General features: G+C 37.5%; 13 protein-coding genes. 1 reads left to right on the top strand and 12 read right to left on the bottom strand.

Going from position 1 to position 16965, the window contains the following annotated elements; translation table 11 throughout:
* Nucleotides 1-3 precede the first annotated feature (3 nt).
* From ruvA to ACPDHL_RS08900, 12 genes are all read right to left on the bottom strand, one after another.
* Entirely contained in the window at nucleotides 4-585 is a 582-nt protein-coding gene (gene ruvA, locus ACPDHL_RS08955; RefSeq protein WP_430532427.1) for a Holliday junction branch migration protein RuvA, read from the bottom strand.
* A 92-nt stretch (nucleotides 586-677) separates the two neighbouring features.
* Nucleotides 678-2957 carry an NADP-dependent malic enzyme gene (locus tag ACPDHL_RS08950; protein WP_430532426.1) on the bottom strand — a complete coding sequence of 760 codons (2280 nt, stop codon included), beginning with the start codon at nucleotides 2955-2957 and terminating at the stop codon, nucleotides 678-680.
* 63 nt (nucleotides 2958-3020) lie between these two features.
* Nucleotides 3021-3944: a tRNA epoxyqueuosine(34) reductase QueG gene (gene queG / locus ACPDHL_RS08945; protein WP_430532425.1), complete on the bottom strand. Its 924-nt coding sequence runs from the start codon at nucleotides 3942-3944 to the stop codon at nucleotides 3021-3023.
* 6 nt (nucleotides 3945-3950) lie between these two features.
* Nucleotides 3951-4973 carry a Holliday junction branch migration DNA helicase RuvB gene (gene ruvB / locus ACPDHL_RS08940; protein WP_430532424.1) on the bottom strand — a complete coding sequence of 341 codons (1023 nt, stop codon included), beginning with the start codon at nucleotides 4971-4973 and terminating at the stop codon, nucleotides 3951-3953.
* Between the two features lie 84 nt (nucleotides 4974-5057).
* A complete protein-coding gene (locus ACPDHL_RS08935) occupies nucleotides 5058-6854 on the bottom strand; it encodes a cytochrome c oxidase subunit I (protein WP_430532423.1) in 1797 nt (598 codons plus the stop codon).
* 27 nt (nucleotides 6855-6881) lie between these two features.
* Nucleotides 6882-8054, bottom strand: a complete 1173-nt coding sequence (locus ACPDHL_RS08930) for a cytochrome c oxidase subunit II (protein ID WP_430532422.1) — start codon at nucleotides 8052-8054, stop codon at nucleotides 6882-6884.
* Between the two features lie 17 nt (nucleotides 8055-8071).
* Nucleotides 8072-9376, bottom strand: a complete 1305-nt coding sequence (locus ACPDHL_RS08925; protein ID WP_430532421.1) for a quinol:cytochrome C oxidoreductase — start codon at nucleotides 9374-9376, stop codon at nucleotides 8072-8074.
* 31 nt (nucleotides 9377-9407) lie between these two features.
* Entirely contained in the window at nucleotides 9408-9956 is a 549-nt protein-coding gene (locus ACPDHL_RS08920) for a c-type cytochrome (RefSeq protein WP_182625545.1), read from the bottom strand.
* A gap of 7 nt (nucleotides 9957-9963) precedes the next feature.
* A complete protein-coding gene (locus ACPDHL_RS08915; protein WP_182646878.1) occupies nucleotides 9964-10485 on the bottom strand; it encodes a DUF3341 domain-containing protein in 522 nt (173 codons plus the stop codon).
* Nucleotides 10486-10491: 6 nt separating this feature from the next.
* Nucleotides 10492-11901, bottom strand: coding sequence for an NrfD/PsrC family molybdoenzyme membrane anchor subunit (nrfD, locus tag ACPDHL_RS08910; RefSeq protein ID WP_182625544.1), 1410 nt, complete (start codon nucleotides 11899-11901; stop codon nucleotides 10492-10494).
* Between the two features lie 40 nt (nucleotides 11902-11941).
* On the bottom strand, nucleotides 11942-14992 hold the full coding sequence (locus ACPDHL_RS08905; RefSeq protein WP_430532420.1) for a TAT-variant-translocated molybdopterin oxidoreductase: 3051 nt from the start codon (nucleotides 14990-14992) through the stop codon (nucleotides 11942-11944).
* 37 nt (nucleotides 14993-15029) lie between these two features.
* On the bottom strand, nucleotides 15030-16310 hold the full coding sequence (locus ACPDHL_RS08900) for a c-type cytochrome (RefSeq protein ID WP_430532419.1): 1281 nt from the start codon (nucleotides 16308-16310) through the stop codon (nucleotides 15030-15032).
* Between the two features lie 264 nt (nucleotides 16311-16574).
* On the opposite strand from ACPDHL_RS08900, the gene ACPDHL_RS08895 reads away from it, so the two are divergent.
* Nucleotides 16575-16910, top strand: coding sequence for an SPOR domain-containing protein (locus ACPDHL_RS08895; protein WP_430532418.1), 336 nt, complete (start codon nucleotides 16575-16577; stop codon nucleotides 16908-16910).
* Nucleotides 16911-16965 lie beyond the last annotated feature (55 nt).

The raw sequence follows: 16965 nt of genomic DNA, 5'->3' as shown, positions 1-16965 counted from the left end.
GACTTACAATTTTTTTAATGCTTGTTTAATAATATCTTCAACAGAGGCCTCAGGATCCGATTTTAAAATCGCATCGATTACTTTTTCCGCCGTTTTGCGAACAAAACCAAGCACCTCTAAAGCAGATAACGCTTCATCGGCATTTGTATTGTTAATTGTAGGTAAAACTTCGTCAATATTATAAAGTTTCAATACCTTTTCTTGTAAGTCTAATATGATTCGTTGGGCCGTTTTTGCACCAATACCTTTAATTCGTTGAATGCCCTTAGCATCGGCATTGGCAATCATCTGCAGTAATTCTTTGGGTACTGTAGAAGACAAAATATTACGAGCTGTATTCCCTCCCACTCCAGAAACGGAAATCAGAAGCTTAAACAATTCACGCTCTACTTTGTCAATAAACCCAAATAAAGTATGCGCATCCTCTTTAATTTGAAGAAATGTGTACAGCTTAAGGTTCTCAGAATTACCAATAAGCGAATACGTATAAAGGGATATATTTATTTGATACCCTACACCGTGGCAATCCACAATTACTTCTGTAGGTGTTTTTTCAATCAATCTTCCTTGGATCTGCGCAATCATAGTCTCTAATTTTCATCAAAAATAGTAAATAATTTTAACTATTTACTAACATAATGATACTCAGATCAAGGAAGATTTTTTATTTTATTTTTTTATTTTTTCTTGCGACTCTCTCTTACTTGAGCGTCAACCACAGCTAGTGCTGTCATATTAACCATCTCATCGACACTAGCCCCTAATTGAAAGATATGAACCGCTTTTTCAAGTCCCATAATAATTGGACCAATTGACGTTGCTTTATTCAATTCTTTCAACATTTTATAGGTAATATTTGCTGAGTCTAAGTTAGGGAACACCAGTGTATTGACTTTTTTATTGACTAATTTAGAGAATGGGAATTTAGATTTCAACATCTCATTATTCAAGGCAAAATCAATTTGAATTTCACCATCAACTGCCATATCTGGGTATTGATCGTGTAAAATTTTCACTGCTTCTTTTACTTTTGTAGGAGAGGCGTGTTGTGCTGATCCAAAGTTAGTATAAGACAACATGGCAATCACAGGATCTAGTCCAAACAATTTCACTGTTTTCTCAACCATAACAGCGATTTTCGCCAATTCTTCAGCTGTCGGATTCGGATTAATTGCAGTATCCGCCAGGAACATAGGCCCTCTTTTGGTCAACATTAAGTTTGCTGTAGCAATCTTATCTACCCCTTGTGCACGAGGAATTAGCTCTAGAATTGGTTTTACAACTGTTGGATAACTGCGAGAGTACCCTGTTACTAACACGTCTGCTTGTCCTGTATTGACCAACATGGCAGCAAAATAATTGCGCTCACGCATCAATTTAGATGCTTCGTAATGCGTAATCCCTTTGCGTTGTCTTGTTTTCCAATATAAATCAGCAAATTCAGCTCTTCTTTCCTTTTCAATCTCTGCTTTTGGATCAATAATTTCCACATCAGCATGAAACTCGATTTCTTTTTTCAGCTCTAAGATCGTCTCTTTATCTCCGAGTAAGATTGGAATTGCAATTCCTTCTTCGTAAGCAATTTGAGCGGCTTTCAACACATCTAAGTGGTCTGCCTCTGCATATACCACGCGTTTTGCATCGATTTTAGCGCGATTAAACAACATACGGACCAATTTATTATCAGATCCCATGCGTTCTTCTAGTTCTTGCTTGTACTTATCCCAATCCGTAATTGGCGCTTCTGCTAATCCAGACTCCATGGCTGCTTTCGCCACAGCTGGTGGAACAACAGCAATTAAACGCGGATCAAATGGTTTTGGAATGATATACTCGCGTCCGAAGCTCAATTTGGTTTCTCCGTAAGCGATATTTACTTGTTCAGGCACGGGTTCTTTCGCTAATTTAGCCAAAGCAACTACAGCTGCCATTTTCATCTCTTCGTTGATTTTTGTTGAACGAACGTCTAGAGCCCCTCTAAAGATATAAGGGAATCCCAACACGTTATTCACTTGGTTCGGGTAATCTGATCTACCTGTAGCCATAATCACGTCTTTACGCGTTTCTACTGCTACGTTATAATCGATTTCCGGCTTTGGATTAGCCATGGCAAAAACGATCGGATTATCTGCCATACCCAATAGCATGTCGGGTGTTACCACATCTGCTGTTGAAAGCCCGATGAATACATCACTTCCGTTCATCGCGTCTTTTAGCGAAATATCATAATCTACAGCAAACTCGCGTTGCATATCCGAAATACGATCATCGCCTTTCTTCAATACCCCTTTACTGTTGAACATAAGGATATTCTCCTGTTTCACACCAAAGGCAACGTATAAATTCGCACATGCAATAGCAGCAGATCCAGCACCTGAAACAACCATTTTTACTTCGTCGATCTTTTTGCCTGCTAATTCTAAAGCATTCAATAAAGCAGCCGCTGAAATAATTGCTGTTCCGTGTTGATCATCGTGCATCACGGGAATATTCAATTCTTCTTTTAATCGTCTTTCAATTTCAAACGATTCTGGTGCTTTAATATCTTCTAAATTGATTCCTCCAAATGTAGGTGCAATATTTTTTACCGTTTCAATAAATTTGTCAATATCCGTAGTATCTACTTCAATATCAAAAACATCGATATCTGCAAAAATCTTAAATAAAAGACCTTTTCCCTCCATTACAGGTTTAGATGCTTCCGGACCGATATTTCCCAATCCTAAAACAGCAGTACCGTTGGAAATAACAGCAACCAAGTTTCCTTTAGCTGTATATTTATAAACGTTATTTACATCTTTGGCAATTTCTAAACAAGGCTCGGCTACTCCAGGCGAGTAAGCCAATGCTAAATCTCTTTGAGAAGAGTATTTCTTTGTAGGTAAAACTTGTATTTTTCCAGGCGTTGGTTTCGCGTGATATAACAACGCTTCCCTGCGTAAGCTTTCTTTATTCATAAAAATAATTTTAACCGAATAAACAAAGTTACCTCTTTTTAAAGATAATTTAATGTTAGAATTTTATTCCTTTAAAAATTTAATATTCCGCACTAAACCCGTATACTTCGTCCTCTTTACTGCGGATTTTTTAAAAATATCATTAAAAACTTCATTTGTAAGTTCTTCCCACTCCCGATTGGAAAAGTTCATTAACTCCTCCTTAGGAGTAAATCGAGGTTCTTTATGTGGGGTTGAAAAGCGATTCCATGGACAAACGTCTTGACAGACATCACAACCATACATCCAATTGTCAAACATACCTGAAAATTCTTTGGGAATATCGTCTTTTAGTTCGATGGTAAAATAAGAAATACACTTGGATCCATTTACAATATAAGCACGCTCAATAGCTCCTGTTGGACAGGCATCAATACAGCGGGTGCATTTACCACAGTGATCCGTTGTTGCTCCGTCAGATTCAAGTTCTAGGTCAATAATCAATTCGGCGATAAAGAAAAAAGACCCGACTTGTTTGGAAATAAGATTGCTGTTTTTACCTATCCAGCCCAACCCGCTTTTTGCTGCCCATGCTTTATCCAATATAGGAGCAGAATCAACAAAAGCACGCCCTTCTACAGCGCCAATGTGCTCTTCGATAAAGTGGATCAACTCTTTCAGTTTATCCTTAACCACATAGTGATAATCTTCACCATAAGCGTATTTAGAAATCTTATAGGCACCTTCGGTTTGTTCTTGTTCGGGATAATAGTTAAATAAAAGGGACACTACGCTTTTTGCACCTTCAACTAACAACGTAGGATTGAGTCGCTTATCAAAGTGATTTTCCATGTATTGCATACTGCCATGCATGTTGGCATTCAGCCATTGTTCCAAACGCGGTGCTTCCTCTTCTAAAAAACCAGCTTCAGAAATACCACAAGACAAGAACCCCAAACGTTTTGCTTCGGTTTTAATCAAGTTAGCATAATGGGCGCGTTTATCCATAAGCCCTTACAAATCAAATAATCCTCCTACTGATTTCGAACGGCCAAGGTGCTTAAAGGCTAATTCCGTTGCCTCTCGGCCACGAGGTGTACGGATAATGAATCCCTCTTGAATCAAATAGGGCTCATATACTTCTTCAAGCGTTTCTGCATTTTCAGATACCGCAGTAGCTAAAGTAGACAGTCCCACAGGACCACCTTTAAATTTATCAATAATAGTCGATAGAATCTTATTATCCATTTCATCCAATCCGCGTGCATCAACATGCAGCGCATTTAAGGCGTATTTTGAGATTTCTATATCAATGCTACCATTTCCTTTAATTTGTGCAAAATCGCGCACCCTACGCAGCAATGCGTTGGCAATACGAGGTGTTCCGCGACTGCGACCTGCAATTTCTATAGCAGCTTCAAGATCAATAGGTACTTGAAGAATAGAGGCACTGCGTTCAATAATCGTCGCCAATAATTCTTTAGAATAATACTGTAAGCGGCTTTGAATACCAAAACGTGCACGCATTGGTGCTGTTAATAAGCCTGAACGCGTTGTTGCTCCAACTAATGTAAAGGGATTAAGGTGAATTTGAACGGAGCGTGCATTGGGTCCAGATTCAATCATGATATCAATTTTAAAGTCTTCCATCGCAGAATACAAATACTCTTCTACAATGGGGCTTAACCGGTGAATTTCATCGATAAACAAGACATCTCTTTCCTCCAGATTGGTCAATAGGCCTGCTAAATCACCAGGTTTATCCAAAACGGGACCGGAGGTAATTTTGATTCCTACATTTAATTCATTGGCTAAGATATTGGCTAAGGTTGTTTTTCCAAGTCCTGGAGGCCCGTGAAACAAAGCATGATCGAGTGCTTCTCCTCTTTGATTAGCGGCAGCCACGAATATTTTCAAATTTTCCAACACACTATCTTGACCTGCGAAATCATCAAAAGACAGGGGTCTAAGTTTTTTCTCAACGTCAAATTCTTCTTGGTTGAAATGTCGAGTTGTAGGATCTAAATGCTCATTCATAGAAACAAAGATAAATCAAAAAAAGGGATACAAAAAAACGCCATTCAAAATTGAATGGCGTTTTTATATCTAAACTAAATAATTTTAGTGGTGTAATTGCTCCTCACCTTCCATATAAGGCATAGTTTGAGGCGCATAGTCTTCTGGTAATCCAGGTTTACTGTAGTCATAAGGCCATCTGTAAACAACTGGTAATTCCCCAGGCCAGTTTCCGTGGATGTGTTCTACTGGTGTAGTCCACTCTAAACTGTTTGATTTCCAAGGGTTTTGAGGAGCTTTTTTCCCGTAGAAAATACTAACGAAGAAGTTCCATAAGAAAACTAATTGGAAAGCAGAACCTACTAAAGCGAATACTGTAATTAATACGTTCACATCATAGAATTCATCGAATAATGGGAATGCTGTATTTGAGTAATAACGACGAGGTAAACCTGCTAATCCGATAAAGTGCATTGGGAAGAATACTCCGTACGCACAAACTGCAGTTACCCAGAAGTGAATATAACCTAAGTTTTTATTCATCATTCTTCCGAACATTTTAGGGAACCAGTGGTAGATACCAGCGAACATTCCGTAAAGTGCAGAAATACCCATTACTAAGTGGAAGTGAGCAATAACGAAATACGTATCGTGTACGTTGATATCCAACGTAGAGTCTCCTAAGATAATCCCTGTTAAACCTCCTGTAATGAACGTAGATACGAAACCAATACAGAATAACATGGCAGGGTTCATTTGGATATTACCACTCCAAATTGTCGTAATGTAGTTGAATGCTTTTACAGCGGATGGAATTGCGATCAATAACGTTGTAAAAGTAAACACAGATCCTAAGAACGGGTTCATTCCCGATACGAACATGTGGTGACCCCAAACGATTGTTGATAAGAAAGCAATACCTAAAATCGAAGCAATCATCGCACGGTATCCAAAGATTGGTTTACGTGCAGAAGTTGCAATAATTTCTGATGTAATACCCATTGCAGGTAAGATTACGATGTACACCTCAGGGTGACCTAAGAACCAGAATAAGTGTTCAAACAATACTGGTGATCCTCCTTGGTAGTGTAAAACTTCTCCAGCTAAATAAATATCTGATAAGAAGAATGAAGTTCCGAAACTTCTATCGAAAATCAATAATAATGCAGCAGATAAAAGAACAGGGAAAGATACGATACCAATGATAGCTGTAACGAATAACGCCCAAACTGTTAATGGCATTCTTGTCATTGTCATTCCTTTTGTTCTAAGGTTAACTACAGTAGCTACGTAGTTCAACGATCCCATTGTAGAAGAAACGATGAAGATAGCCATAGAGATTAACCATAAAGTCATTCCCATACCTGATCCTGGAATTGCTTGTGGAAGTGCACTTAAAGGAGGATAAATTGTCCATCCTGAAGAAGCAGGTCCACCTTCTGCGAAGATTGAAATAACCATTAATACCGCAGATACAAAGAAGAACCAGTAAGATAACATGTTCATGAATCCTGAAGCCATATCACGTGCTCCAATTTGCAAAGGAATAAGTAAGTTCGAGAACGTTCCACTTAAACCAGCAGTTAATACGAAGAAAACCATGATTGTTCCGTGCATGGTAACCAATGCAAGGTAAATATCATTTCGCATTACTCCATCTGGAGCCATTTTTTCTCCTAATAACCATTTGAATACCTGAAAAGATTCTTCAGGCCACGCGATTTGCATTCTAAATAAAAGGGACATTACAATCCCGATGATTCCCATAATAATACCTGTAATCAGATATTGTTTTGCAATCATCTTGTGATCTAAACTAAATACGTATTTAGTGAAGAAATTTCCTTTATCGTGATGATCGTGATCGTGATCATTAATTATTTCGTGTCCTATTGCTGACATAGTATAAGTTTTAATTTAATACGTGAATTATTTTACTACTTGAGCGATAGCTTCCGTTTCTACAACTTCTGAAACAACTTCTGTTTCTTCAGCAGGTGCAGCTACTTCTTCCTCTTTAGCCCCATTTTCAGCAGCCACTTGTTCTGCTAAAGTAGGTAACTCTTTTAACCAAGCTTTAAATTCGTCTTCTGTAGACACAACAACTTTAAGTTGCATGTTATAGTGAGAAGCTCCACAAATTTTGTTACACAATAATAAGTAATCAAATGTATATGGATCTAAAGGCTCATGACCTTCAGCGATAAGCTCTTGACTTCTATCAGCTCTAATATTATTAATATTATTCACTTTACTAACAACTGATTCACGAGTTCTCATTTCTTCTGTTGTAACGCTAGGTACAAAAGCAAATTGAGTAACCATTCCAGGCACACAGTTCATTTGCGCTCTAAAGTGCGGCAAATAAGCCGAGTGTAACACGTCTTGTGATCTAAATTTTAAAACGACTTTCTTTCCAACTGGTAAGTGAAGTTCTTTTGCCATTTTATCATCTTGAGCGTTAGGGTCAGTCATATCCACCCCTACTACGTTTATTCCTTTAATAAAACGTACGTTTGCTTTTCCTAATGTATTGTCTGAACCAGAGTAGCGAACATCCCACGCAAATTGTTTTGCGTATACTTCGATGTTGATTACTTCCTCTTCCTCATTTACAAACATGATATCATTCCAAGCAAACAAACCGTAAAGAATTAATCCTGTTAACGTGATTGTTGGAATAATTGTCCAAGCAGCTTCTAATTTATCATTATCAGAAAAGTATCTTGCTTTTCTTCCTTTAATACCACGAGCTTTAAATGCGAAGTAGTGTAATAAGAATTGTGTAACAATCTGAACGAAGAAAATCAATCCCATTGAAATCCACATTAGATTATCAACTGTTTTTCCGTGTTCTGAAGCTGAATCACTCATTAATGGAAAGCTTCCGTATTCTACTAAACAATAGATAGTGAATACATAAATGAAAGCTAGGAATCCGAAAACTACATAACCTTGTACGTTGTTATCTTTTGGATTCGCTACTTGAGATGCATAGTCATCAGGACCTGATCCTACTTGTGTTAAATCAAATATCTTCGTCAATTGCCAAATTGCAATTCCCAATAATACAACTATCGCTACTATTAATAAACTAGTCATTGGTTTATTTTTAATTATTAATAATGAAAATGTTTACTTTCTTCAATTAGCGGGTTGTTCTTAGCTAATAACGGAGCTTTAGAGATTGCTGTAAATCCAACATAGATAAATAATCCAATGAAGAACATTAACGAAGCAATTTCAGGAATTCCGATAAACCAAGATCCACCAACTGTACCCGGACTGATCATAATAAAGAAGTCTAAATAGTGACCTACAATAATTGAAGTACCAGCCATAACAACGATCCAAGATAAACGTTTGAAATCAGTGTTGATCAATAATAATAAAGGCAACACAAAGTTCAACACTAACATTCCGAAGAATGGTAAGTTATATTCTTGAATTCTGAAGATAAAGTAGGTAACCTCCTCAGGAATGTTAGAGTACCACTGTAACATAAACTGTGAGAACCAAAGGTAAGTCCAGAAAATACTTAAACCAAACATAAATTTAGCTAAATCGTGAATATGACTTGTATTCACAAATTCCAGATACCCTTTGCTTTTCAAATACAAAGTAACGAATGCGATTGTAGTAATACCAGTTACAAAGAAACTAGCGAATACATACCATCCGAATAATGTACTATACCAGTGTGTATCGATGGACATGATCCAGTCCCAAGAAGCCATTGATTCAGTAACAATAAAGAAAGCTAAGAAACCAGCAGATGCTTTGAACATTTTTTTATGGAATGCTAAGTCACCTGTTTCATCTAATTTTAATGATTGCTTTCTCATATACACTCGATATAAGTTCCATCCACCTAAGAAGATGATTGCTCTTATAAAGAAGAAAGGAATATTCAAATATCCTGTTTTTCCAGCAATTAAAGCATCGTGTTCTACTATGGCAGGATCCATCCAAATAAATAGGTGGTTACCTCCCGCAGCACTTGCGATCAATAATAAAAAGAAAATGATTGACCCTGGCAATAGGTAAGCCGTTAACCCTTCCATAACGCGGAAAAGAACTGGCGACCATCCTGCAGCTGCTGCGTAATTGATTCCGTAAAAAGCTAAAATCCCAAGAGAAACAAGCATTACAAAAATACAAGCAACATATACAGCTGTCCAAGGTTTATTTTGCATCTGCGTTAACACATGCTCTAAATGTTTTTGGTGAGCGTCGTGATCTGCATCCGAAACTTCACTATGATCTGCATGGTGTCCACCATCATGGTGCGCTTGCTCATTTAAAATCTGCTCTACATCAGCAGTTGTCTTTGGTGCACTGAAAAACCCATACGCAATCCCTACTAATCCTAGAACCATTAGGACTAACGCAAAGGTTTTCAAATTTTTTGATAATGTGTACATATCTAAACTTTCAACTAAGTTTTACAATTTATTATTCTGATTTCAATTTAAGCACATAATCAGTAACTAACCAACGCTCATGTTGCGTTAATTGGTTTTTATGCGCTCCCATTGAATTCAAACCATAAGTAATAACGTGGTAAACACCTCCTTCAGTAAGTTCTCTATCGTGATAGTTAGGAACCCCTAAGAATTTTTCTCTTTTTACCAAATTACCTTTTCCATCTCCTTTTGCACCGTGACAAACTGAGCAGTAAATTGCATACAACGCTTTACCTTTCTCTAGATCTTTCTCTTCTGCAGTTAAGGGTGATTTCAAATGTAATCTCGCTTCAGCTAAACCTTCTGGCGTATCTGCATACTCTTCTGGTTGAAATCCACGAGGCACTGATCCTTCTGCAGGAAGTTGTCCTTCCTTTCCATTTTTGAAAACTGTAGTAGGAACCTCTGCATATGTTTCATATGCTACAGATTCGTACATATTAGGCATAAACTGATAGTTAGGACGCTCCTTGTTAAAACAAGACGTAGTCAAAACAGCTACACCCGCTAAAGTTACTATTTTATATATCGATTTCATGCTACTATTACTTTTCAATTACTTTAACTTCAACTGCTCCTGTTCCTTTGAAGAATTCAATTGCAGTATCCTCGTCTCCTTTTAAAGCAACCTCCATTAAGAAATGGTCATCAGTTGTTCTTACATCAGGATTTTCAGCCGATTTGAATGGCCATAACTTACTTCTAAAGAAGAAGGTTAACACCATTAAGTGGGCAGAAAACAATACAGTCATCTCAAACATAATAGGCACAAAAGCTGGCATATTTTGGATAAAACTAAAACTAGGCTTTCCTCCAATATCTTGTGGCCAATCAACAATCATGATAAAATACATCATACTTGTTCCAAATGCTAAACCTACTAAACCGTATAAGAATGCACAAATAGCTAATCTAGTTGGTTTTAATCCCATCGCCTTATCTAGTCCGTGAACTGGGAAAGGCGTATATATCTCTTCAATGTGATGGTGAGCAGATCTTGTTTCTTTAACTGCATCTAACAACACATCATCATCATTGTATATTGCGTGAATAAACTTATTACTCATAACGAATTAGTGATTTAATGATTGATGACCTTCTTTACTATCTCTCTCTTTCTTGTAGTATTCACCTGATGATTTCAAGATTGTTTTCACCTCTGCTTGCGCAATTACAGGGAAACTTCTTGAGTACAACAAGAATAATACGAAGAAGAAACCGATTGTTCCAATATAAATACCAGCATCAACAAATGTTGGTTGGAACATTGTCCAAGATGACGGCAAGTAATCTCTGTGTAATGACGTTACGATAATTACGAAACGTTCGAACCACATCCCTACGTTTACAACGATTGAAATAATAAACGAAGCCATAATGTTTGTTCTAATTTTCTTTACCCACATTACTTGTGGAGAAATTACGTTACATGTCATCATCAACCAGTACGACCACCAGTATGGACCTGAAGCACGGTTCAAGAAAGCGTATTGTTCATACTCTACTCCTGAATACCAAGCTACCCACAACTCTGTAATATAGGCTACCCCAACTACAGATCCTGTAATCATAACGATGATGTTCATCAACTCAATGTGTTGAACGGTAATATAATCTTCCAAGTTTGATACCTTTCTCATGATAATCAACAAGGTATTTACCATCGCGAATCCAGAGAAAATTGCACCCGCAACGAAGTACGGAGGTAAGATCGTGGTATGCCATCCAGGAATAACTGACGTAGCAAAGTCAAAAGATACAATCGTGTGTACAGAAAGTACAAGTGGAGTAGCTAAACCAGCTAACACTAAGTGAACTTCCTCAAAACGTTGCCAATCTTTTGCTCTTCCAGACCAACCGAAAGATAAGATTGAATATACTCTTTTTGTAAATGGAGTGATAGCTCTATCACGTAACATAGCGAAGTCAGGAAGTAAACCAGTCCACCAGAAAACCAATGATACTGATAAATACGTAGAAATCGCGAATACGTCCCATAATAGCGGTGAGTTAAAGTTTACCCATAACGAACCGAACTGGTTTGGAATAGGTAATACCCAGTACGCTAACCAAGGGCGCCCCATATGTATAATCGGGAATAAACCAGCCTGAACTACTGAGAAGATTGTCATAGCCTCAGCAGAACGGTTAATAGCCATTCTCCATTTTTGTCTAAATAATAATAATACGGCAGAAATTAATGTACCAGCGTGACCGATACCAACCCACCAAACGAAATTGGTAATATCCCAAGCCCATCCAATGGTTTTATTTAATCCCCAAGTACCTATACCTGTTCCTACAGTGTAAGCCATACAGCCTACTCCCCATAAGAAAGCTAACAAAGCTATAGCGAATACTCTCCACCATAATTTATTTGCTCGTCCTTCAACAGGTCTAGCCACATCCACAGTTATATCGTGGTAAGATTTCTTACCGATAACTAAAGGTTTTCTAATGGGTGCTTCGTAATGTGACGACATAATCCTTTATATGTTTCTTTAATTAATAATTCTTTTTAAACTAGATATTTCTAACCTTAACATGATAGAATACATTTGGTTTTGTACCAATGTGCTCTAATAAGTGGTAAGTTCTATCTGATTCAGCTAATTTAGTAATTTCTGATTCTTTTTCATTAACATCTCCAAATACCATAGCTCCACTTGAACATGCTGCAGAACAAGCAGTTTCGAATTCGTTTGGACGAACCGCTCTACCTTCATTCTTCGCTTTCAAGATTGTTGCTTGTGTCATTTGGATACACAATGAACATTTTTCCATTACCCCTCTTGAACGAACTACTACGTCTGGGTTTAATACCATACGTCCTAAATCGTCGTTCATGTGGAAATCGAACTCATCATTTTGAGCATATAAGAACCAGTTGAAACGTCTTACCTTATAAGGACAGTTGTTCGCACAGTATCTCGTTCCAACACAACGGTTATAAGCCATGTGGTTTTGACCTTGGCGTCCGTGTGATGTAGCCGCTACTGGACATACAGTCTCACAAGGTGCATGATTACAATGCTGACACATTACCGGTTGGAATACAACTTGTGGGTTATCTGCAGGGTGCTCTAATTCCATATAAGCAGAACGAGCTTCTGAGAATCCTTTTGCTGTAACTTTTTTATCCACATCCGCAGCAAATGTATCTTCTGATGAATAGTATCTATCAATACGCAACCAGTGCATATCTCTACTTCTTCTTACCTCAGACTTACCAACTACTGGTACGTTGTTTTCAGCGTGACATGCGATAACACATGCTCCACATCCTGTACAAGCGTTCAAGTCGATTGATAAATTAAAGTGATGACCTACAGTACGATCGAAAGACTCCCAAATATCAACAGATGCCGCTCTTACTTCTTGGTGATCGTAAGAAACCATTGGGAAGATATTCCACTCCTCAGCGTCTTTTGTATTGAAAATTTCTAATGTTGTATCTTTTACGATATCACCTCTACTCATCAACGTGTTTTGTAACTGAACACAAGCAAACTCATGGTTTCCTGATGCTTTTGTTACCGTAACATTTTGAACGTTATCGAAATTGTGATATAGAGTATAAGCATTCACCCCTACTTGCATGTCTTCTTTTAAGCTTGCTTTTCTTCCGTAACCGAAAGCTAAACCAACTGTTCCAGCTGCTTGTCCAGGTTGAATTAATGCAGGTACATTTTCTAAAGTAACGCCGTTAGCTTGAATAGTAACATAACTTCCGTCTAATCCACCGTTAGCTACATGAAAGTTTACAATACCTAAAGCTTCAGCATCAGCGCGTGAGATTGTTAAATAGTTATCCCATGATACACGCGTAATTGGATCTGGAAACTCTTGCAACCAAGGGTTGTTTGCTTGTTGTCCATCTCCCATTCCTGTTTTAGTATATAATACTAACTCAAGACCTTCTCCTTTTTTCGCTTTGCTTAAAGCAGAAACTGCAGAAGAGAAATCAGCAGAAGCTGATACTTTTGCAAGTTCACCTGTTACAGCAAAACCATCGTGAACCAATTGATTCCAAGTTAAACCAGAAACCTGAGAAGCGCTAGTTGCTTTGATGTAGTCATAATACGCTGTATTATTTCCATTCCACAACAATAAAGCCTCTTGAAACTGTCTTGTATCAAATAAAGGTCTGATTGTAGGTTGCGTAATTGAGTAGTGACCCTTTTTGATCATTACATCACCCCAAGACTCTAAATAATGAGGAGCAGCAGCAGCGATTGTAGTCTCTAAAGCTGTCTCATCTTCTTTTAATGCAAAACTCACTGAAGTTTTTACTTTTTTCAATCCTTCAACGAAAGCTGCACTATTTGCTAAAGTATATACTGGATTGATTCCCGACATAATTAAAGTATGAACTTTACCAGCGTTCATCTCTTTAATTAATTCAGCAACTTTCGCAGCATTACCTAATCTTACATATTTTGTTTGTTCTGGCAAGAAAGCTTCTGACTGTAAAGCTTCGTTAATTGCCAATACAACTAACTGTGCATTTACATCCTCTAAACCTGTAACAACAACTCCTTTAGAACCTGCTGCTTTAACTTGTTTTGCTGCTTTATTGATTGCCTCATCATAAGCTGTATTGACAGAAGAAACTGATCCTCCAACAATTACATTATACAATTTAACCAAAGCTGCTTTTTGTTCTGCAACAGTCAATGGCATACGAACGTCTGCATTCGCTCCAGAAAGACTCATATTAGCTTCAATCTGAATATGCTTCGACATTACACCATTTTTAGGAATACGTTTTTGAGCATAAGCTGAATCGTATCCTCCACCTTGCCAATCTCCTAAGAAATCAGCACCAACTGAAACGATAACGCTTGCTTTTCCAAAATCGTAATCTGCTAATCCACGTTTTCCGTATGCTTGTTCATAAGCATCTGCAGCAGCAGATGATGAAACTGCGTCATACACTACGTGTTTCGCGTTTGGATAAGTTTCAATAAACTCTCCGATCAATTTATCTGTAGAAGGACTCGCCATTGTATTAGTTAATACAACTACATTTCCTCCTGTTGATTTAGCATCTTGTAAACTTGCTCTTACTTTAGCATCTACCTCATCCCAAGAAGCATTTTTCCCTTCGATTTTCGGTGCTTTCAAACGCATGCTATCATACATTGAAAGTACAGATGCATGTACACGCGCATTCGCACCTGAATATGCGTCTGCAAGTTTATTATTATCAATTTTGATTGGACGACCCTCACGAGTCTTAACCAAAACATTTACAAAATCAAAACCATCTGCAATCGTCGTTGCATAGTAGTCTGCAATTCCAGGAATAATCTCCTCTGGTTGAACTACGTAAGGAATTGATTTTATAACTGGTCCTTCACAAGCAGCTAATGTTGCTGCCGCTGTTGAAAAACCAACATATTTCAAAAAGTCTCGACGAGTTGTTGAAGAAGAAGACAATTTGTTTTTGTCTCCAAGAAATTCATCTGTAGGAATTTCCTCAACAAACTCATTGTTTCTTAGCGTCTCAACAATAGAACTATTATCATTCAGCTCCTCAACACTTTTCCAGTATTTTTTGTTTGATGCCATTGTATATAAATATTAGCTTCTTATTCTTAAATAATTCTTAATAGTGACATTTACCACACTCAAGTCCTCCCATTTGAGCAACTGTCAATTTCTCAACGCCGTACTTGTTTGCAAGTTCTTCGTGGATTTTTGCATAGTATGCATTATCCTGTAACTTAACATCAGTCGTTCTGTGACAGTCAATACACCATCCCATTGTCAATGGAGAGTGTTGTCTCATGATTTCCATTTCTTCCACTGGTCCGTGACAAGTTTGACATTCTAAACCAGCAACATTTACGTGTTGTGAGTGGTTGTAGTAAACGAAATCAGGTAAATTATGAATACGAACCCATTTAACAGGCTTCTCTTTACCAGTATATTTTTGAGCAGCAGGATCCCATCCAACAGCATCATATAACTTTTGAATCTCAGCAGTATAAAAATCTGGTGTATACTTACCGTAGTCAGCACCCTCATCTCCAGTGAACTCACTGATGTTTTTATGACAGTTCATACAAACGTTTAATGAAGGAATTCCAGAAGTTTTACTTGATCTAGCAGATGAGTGACAGTATTTACAATCGATACCGTTATCTCCTGCGTGAATTTTGTGTGAGAAGTGAATTGGCTGAACTGGCTCATACCCTTTATCTACTCCAATCTGCATCATAAAGCCATAAGCGAAGTACGATCCGATTAGAACAAATACAATTGTAGAACAAATTACCAAGAATTGGTTTTTCACAAACGCCTTCCACATTGGAACTGTTTTGCGAACTTCTTCTGTCAAACCATTAGCCTCAACAACTTTATTCAATACTTTTTTAACAAGGAAAAGCATCGTTACCAATAATAACAACACAACTACTAATGCTCCTAACACAATCATATTAGAAACTGCATCTCCACCACCTTGTCCTTGAGCACCACCAGCACTTGCAGTAGCAGCTGGAGCTTCAGCTTTTGGTTCAGATACATACGCCAAGATATCATCTACATCTTGGTCAGATAAACCTGGGAAGTCGTTCATCACAACTTTGTTCCACTCATTGAACAGTTTTACTGCACGAGCGTCGCCAGACTTAATCAAAGACGAACTACTTTTGATCCACTTGTGTAGCCATTCTACATCTCCATCGTGACGTTCAACAACTCCACGCAGTGCAGGTCCAGTAGAAGCCCCGTCTAACTTGTGACATGCCGCACAGTTAGAATTAAACAATTCCTTACCTTTTGCTGCATCCTGAGCAAACGAAATTGTAGAAAACGATAGCATTAATGCTAAACAAAAGAATAAAATCTTTGAAAACGAATTATGGTTACCCACTTTTTTCATAGTTATAAATTGATTTTCAACTAAACTTGGTCTTTTAATAACAGTGATAATCAACTATTATTCAATACACCTTATTTACAAACTCCGACAAAAATACAATTTATGGATAACTCTTAAAACCTTTAACGACCTTAATCTTTAATTTATACGCGTTCTAAATAAAGCTATCTCACGCAATTTTCAAGAATAATTGTAAATTTGCTTCAAATACATTTCATTATGAGAATTTTAAGAATATTTCCGGTCCTTTTTTGCTTGTTTTTTATGCATACAATAAGTTACGCTCAAGAGAAAAACACTACGATTCAAGAGCCTTTAGCCATAAAAAAACTCGTTGATGCTAAAAGATCTTCAACAACATCTTCCTTGAATACGGATAAATACAATATTCAGATTTTTTACGGAAAAAATCAGCCAGCAAAAGAAGCACTAAATCGATTCAAAAGACTGTACCCTGACATGGAAGCAACAGTCATTTATTCCAACCCCTCATATAAAGTAATGGCAGGTAATTTCAAGACGCGTTTGGAAGCAGAACGATACCTCAAATCCATCAAAAAAGATTTCGAAAACTCACTACTACTCCGTCCAGGAAAATAAAAATAAAAAATCCCGTTGTATCGCTACAACGGGATTTTTTATGCTGTTTTTTTAT

This window comes from Myroides sp. C15-4, assembly GCF_050522745.1.
Classification (GTDB): domain Bacteria; phylum Bacteroidota; class Bacteroidia; order Flavobacteriales; family Flavobacteriaceae; genus Flavobacterium.
Note: the sequence above shows the minus strand (reverse complement) of the source record. Positions and strands in the feature narration are given on the sequence as shown.